Below are 4,579 nucleotides of genomic sequence, written 5' to 3'. Positions count from 1 at the left end.
GAGCGTGCAGAAGCAGCCGCGCTTCGCCTGGATCGATGGGCTGGCCGTCACGCTCGGTCATTGCGTCCCCCAAGCTGGCGGATCAGGATCGTGCGGGCTCGCGACAGGCGGGACATGACGGTGCCAATCGGCGCCGAAATCAGATCGGCGATCTCGCGATAGCCCAGCCCATTGATATCGCGCAGCACGAGAACCTCGCGGAACGGCGGGGGCAGCGCTGCAATCGCCGCTTCGATCTCTGCCGCGTCGGCGCGGGCGATCATGGCCGCCTCCGCATCGTCATCGCCTGATGGGCCAGAAGCCAGCAGATCCGCATCCGTGACCTCGTCGAGCGGCACGAGCATCGGCCCGCGATTCCTGGCGAGCCATGTGTGACAGGCATTGCGCACGATCGCGAGAAGCCAGGCGCGAGCGCTGCCGCCTGCATAGGTTCCGATCCCGGCATAGGCGCGAAGGCAAGCCTCCTGGACGACGTCTTCTGCATCATGTGCATTGCCCGTGAGCCAGCGGGCGAAGGCCAGCGCATCCGCAAGATGGGGCAACACCACCTCGCGAAACCGTTCGGCGGAAGGGTCGCCGCTTGCTGCCACTGTCGGCTCGCCGTCTGGACACCCGGCCACAAGGTCCGATCAGCGGGAAACGCGGATCTTTCCCTGCATATGCGGATGAAGGCTGCAGAAATACGAAAACTCCCCCGGCAGGGTGAAATCATACGCGAAACTGTCCTTCGTATCGAGCGCGCGGGATCTGAACGAGCCGTCACCCGCGACAACCAGATGCGGTTCGTCATCCTCGTTCCGGAACGTGACCGTCGTTCCGGCTTTCACGGTGAGGTCCGGCGGAACGAAAGCGAAGTTGGAGATCCTCACCAGCGCCTCCTCCGCCCCCGCGGGACGGGATGCGGCGAGGACCGACAGGACGATGATCGCGCCCGCAGCCCAGAGGGGCCTGTGCCTGCAAGTCATGTCGCTCTCCCGATTGCACGGTTACGCCATCCCTCGTTCAGCCGCGCGCGAGCGTGCTGTCGATGATCGCCAGATCGTTTGCGCCCGGGCGAATGGCGACGCTCGTAATGCCGAGGAACTTGCGCAACTCGCCAGCCGGGACGGTCAGGGGACCGGGCGAGGAGGCGGTCCCCGGCGCCGGCTGCGGAAAGGCCGTGGACCTTGCAGTGTGAAAGGTCACAWTGCCTTCCACCTTCTGCATGATCTGGTGGATATGGCCGTTGAGGATGGTGACGGACCCGAAGGGCTTGAGCAGCGCAAGCGCCTGCGTGCTGTCGGCGGTGCCCCAGCCCCAATCGGCATAGACCGTCCAGAGCGGGATATGCGCGAAGACCACGATGGGAGCCGAGGCGCTGCGGCCGCGCAAATCGTCGGCGAGCCATTTCAGCTGCTCCGGCCCGAGTTGACCGAGCCCGCCAGCCTTGAGGTTCACGACATTGACCAGGCCGATGAAATGCACGCCGCCTTCGTCGAAGGAATACCATCCGGCGCCCTGCTTGCCCTTGCCGTACCGCTCCGAATAGGCCTGCCCGTTACCCTCGTCGATCACGTCATGTTCGCCAGGCACGTAGTGAACGTCGAGCCTCGCGCCGCCGATGACACGCGCCGCATCATCGAATTGAGCGGCCGTGGAGAGATGCGTGATGTCGCCCGTATGGATCATGAAGGCGGGCTTGGCCGGGAGCGCCCCGATCTGGGCGATAGCCTCCGTGAGCGTGTCGAGAGCATGCGGGTTCGCAGCCTTGTCGAAGCCGACATGGCTGTCGGATATCTGCAGGAAGGTGAACCCCTTGGTGACCGCTTCTGCCGCCTCCGCCCTGCCGAGGAGGCCCAGCGAGACCGGCACCCCGCTCGCAACCGTCCAAAGCACGCCGGTTCCGGCCCAGATCATGCATTCGAGCGTCTCGCGGCGTGTGGTGGCAGGCCGCTCAGTATCGATCCGATGATGTGTCATGGTCGATCTCCCAAGAACGCAACCACGCTGCGTTCATTGAGAAGACAGGTCTTCAGCGCCGTTTATTCCCGACCATGCGAATTTTCGTCATCGGTGCTGCGCAGCAATGCGACGCTCGGTCCGCGGCATGAGCGTGCGGAGGATGGACCGCGCCCGCCCAGACAGCCGGATCGAAGCAGAAAGCGGGCCGCGCCTCCGGCAATCGCAGCGCCGACACAATGCGAATTCTCGCCCGCCGAACGGTTTCGCCGCGGACCAGACAAGCAATTTTGCATCGTGAAGGCTCGCATGTATGGATAAGATACGATTTCGGCTGCTCGATTCCTGTCTGCAAGCCTTGGCTCCTTCTCCAGCGCGAGCAGGCACGGTCAGCAGCTCTTGTATGTCTACCACCGGTCGAAATTACCGAATGTAATTTACTAAGGGACCACGGCTATGGCTCTCAAGCTACTCAATGCAGATGCGATCCGCGACAGTGCGTTCTCACTGCAACCTTATCCGCATTTCCTTGGTGAGAACTTTCTCAGGCCTGAGGCCATCCCGGATATACGTCGGGATTACCCGGCCATTACGAAGCCTGGCTATCTGACCGTCGACGATATCGAGCTGGCGGGAAGCTTTAAACAGCTGATCGATGAAATGGAGAGCCCGGACCTCACCGAGGTGCTTTCGCAGCGCTTTGGAAAAGACCTCCACGCCTTTCCGCGGCTGACCACCGTCCGAAAGCTCTCGCAGGCCAAGGACGGCCGCATTCACACCGATGGCCCGAGCAAGGTCATGACCGTGCTGCTCTATCTGAACGACGACTGGTCACCGGATGCGGAAGGCCGGCTGCGCGTGCTCTATGACGGCACGAATTTCGAGCCCTTCGCCTGCGAGGTGCCTCCGACCATGGGTGCCGTTTTCGGTTTCCTGCGCTCCGACAATTCCTGGCACGGCCACAAGCCCTTCGCGGGCGAGCGGCGTGTCGTGCAGACGGCGTGGATCACCGACGCATCCGAACTCGAGCGCAAGAAGAGCAGAAACACGGTCGCGAAGTTCTTCAAGAGCATCTTCGGCCGCTAGATCGCGCTGCGTTTGGACGAAATCGTCCAAACGCAGAAAACGTGATCGACTCTCATAGTTTAGAGCATGCTTAGTGCGAAAAACCGTTGCCACTTTTTCGCAGCATGCTCTTGGTTCCTTGTGAATGGCCCGCTCGGCAGACCGGCGAAGGTTTCGCGCCGGCCTTCCGCGGGCCATTGCGGCGGCTGACCGAAACCCGGGACCGAGAGCCTTGCGCCCTTGGCCAGACAGGTCGTTCGGCGCAAAAATCGCAACTAAATCACGGCGTCGATAGACCATCAGGCATGACTTCGTGTCACCGGCCCTGTGTCACCGCCGAGGCCCATACCTCCCGCGAAACGCAGTGTTGAGCAATCGCTCCGGCCCGCCTACCCTCTCCCCGTGACAGACCTTCCCCCCGCCTGGGCCCATCTTCAGCCGGCCTCCCTCAAGGCGCTCCTTGAGCCGCCCGGCAAGGTCCCGCAGGCCGTTCGCCTCACGCCTGATAGAGTCTCCGTCGAGGCCGCCCTTCAGGCTCCCATGGTCATCGCCGCGAGGCTCCTGCTGGCGCTTGCCGTGGAGAAGGGCGGACTGGTCCTCACCCCTGCCGGAGCCCTGAAGCGGGCCGATGTCCGGCATGTCTTCGACCGGACGGAGTGGCCGGGATACGACAGGGCCACCACGCTCGCGACGAACAAGGTCATCAACGAGCACGATGCCTACGGGGTCCTGTTCACACGGATCGTGCTGCAGGCGGCCCGGCTCCTGCGGAAACGCTCGGGGGTCCTGAAGGCGAGCAAGGCAGGCAAGGCCATGCTGGCGCCCGAGGCCGCCCCGGCGCTGCTCGCCGCGCTGTTCGAAGCGACATTCTGGAAAGTGAACCTCCAGGACTTCGACCGGAACCCGCTGGAGTTCTGGCCCCAGCACCACATGGGCGTGATCCTGTGGAGCCTGTTGGTGACGGCGCATGGCTGGTCCCATGCGAAGGACCTGATGCCGGCCTGTACGATCATGGAGACCATCGGGGACCCGATTGCTCCCGACTTTCCCGAGTTCGCCCTGACGACGCGGGTGCTCCGGCCGCTGTCATGGCTCGGACTACTCGAGAGCCGAAGATCGGAGAAGAGGCCCGATGGCGGGCTCGACGATGACGTCCGGAAGGCGCCGCTGTTCGACCAGCTCTTGCGATTTGAGGTGGAGTTGAAGGGTGGCGGCGAGCCGCGACACTGAGGCCAGGGGAATTCGCGAGCCGGGAGCCTGGGCTGCCTGCCCAGGGCCGACAGCGCCTGCCGCCGTCAGCAGCGGCGCACAGGGCCATGCGAAGAGAGCCGGCGCGGTGTGGCCGGGAGGGTTTTCGGCCCTCTCAGCTGTCAGAAGCGGAAGTCCATAACTGGAGGTGGCGATTTTGCTGGATGCGGTGCTCGGTCTGATGGTCGAGTTCATTCTTCAGATCATCGGCTATCTGACGGGCAAGACGCTCATTCGCGGACTTACGCTGGGCAGGCTCGCGATCGGCGACTATGGAAGACGCCCCTTCTCCCTCTATTGGCGTGTAAGCGGCCGCACGGTCCTCAGC

At 63.6% G+C, this 4,579-nt stretch carries 6 protein-coding genes; 3 read left to right on the top strand and 3 right to left on the bottom strand.

The annotated features are described in order from the left end of the window. Positions 1-47 precede the first annotated feature (47 nt). From AC1DRP_RS35160 to AC1DRP_RS35150, 3 genes are read right to left on the bottom strand one after another with little or no spacing between them, the layout of a single operon-like run. Entirely contained in the window at positions 48-590 is a 543-nt protein-coding gene (locus AC1DRP_RS35160) for a sigma-70 family RNA polymerase sigma factor (RefSeq protein ID WP_441507894.1), read from the bottom strand. A 39-nt stretch (positions 591-629) separates the two neighbouring features. After that, positions 630-965 (bottom strand): cupredoxin domain-containing protein, encoded by a 336-nt coding sequence (locus AC1DRP_RS35155; RefSeq protein WP_441493058.1) that lies wholly within the window; start codon positions 963-965, stop codon positions 630-632. A 37-nt stretch (positions 966-1,002) separates the two neighbouring features. Next, entirely contained in the window at positions 1,003-1,959 is a 957-nt protein-coding gene (locus AC1DRP_RS35150) for a metallophosphoesterase family protein (protein WP_476770962.1), read from the bottom strand. A 435-nt stretch (positions 1,960-2,394) separates the two neighbouring features. Here AC1DRP_RS35150 and AC1DRP_RS35145 point away from each other — a divergent pair, with 435 nt between their 5' ends. The 3 genes from AC1DRP_RS35145 to AC1DRP_RS35135 form a co-directional block, all read left to right on the top strand. Further along, positions 2,395-3,024 (top strand): 2OG-Fe(II) oxygenase, encoded by a 630-nt coding sequence (locus tag AC1DRP_RS35145; RefSeq protein ID WP_441493060.1) that lies wholly within the window; start codon positions 2,395-2,397, stop codon positions 3,022-3,024. 519 nt (positions 3,025-3,543) lie between these two features. Next, the gene (locus AC1DRP_RS35140) at positions 3,544-4,233 is read left to right on the top strand and encodes a hypothetical protein (RefSeq protein WP_476770961.1); all 690 of its coding nucleotides are present in this window, start codon (positions 3,544-3,546) and stop codon (positions 4,231-4,233) included. A 166-nt stretch (positions 4,234-4,399) separates the two neighbouring features. Then, positions 4,400-4,579, top strand: a 180-nt coding sequence (locus tag AC1DRP_RS35135; RefSeq protein WP_476770960.1) for a hypothetical protein, incomplete at its 3' end; no start/stop codon positions are given.

The sequence above is a fragment of the Allobosea sp. 01N443 genome (assembly GCF_056399325.1).
Note: the sequence above shows the minus strand (reverse complement) of the source record. Positions and strands in the feature narration are given on the sequence as shown.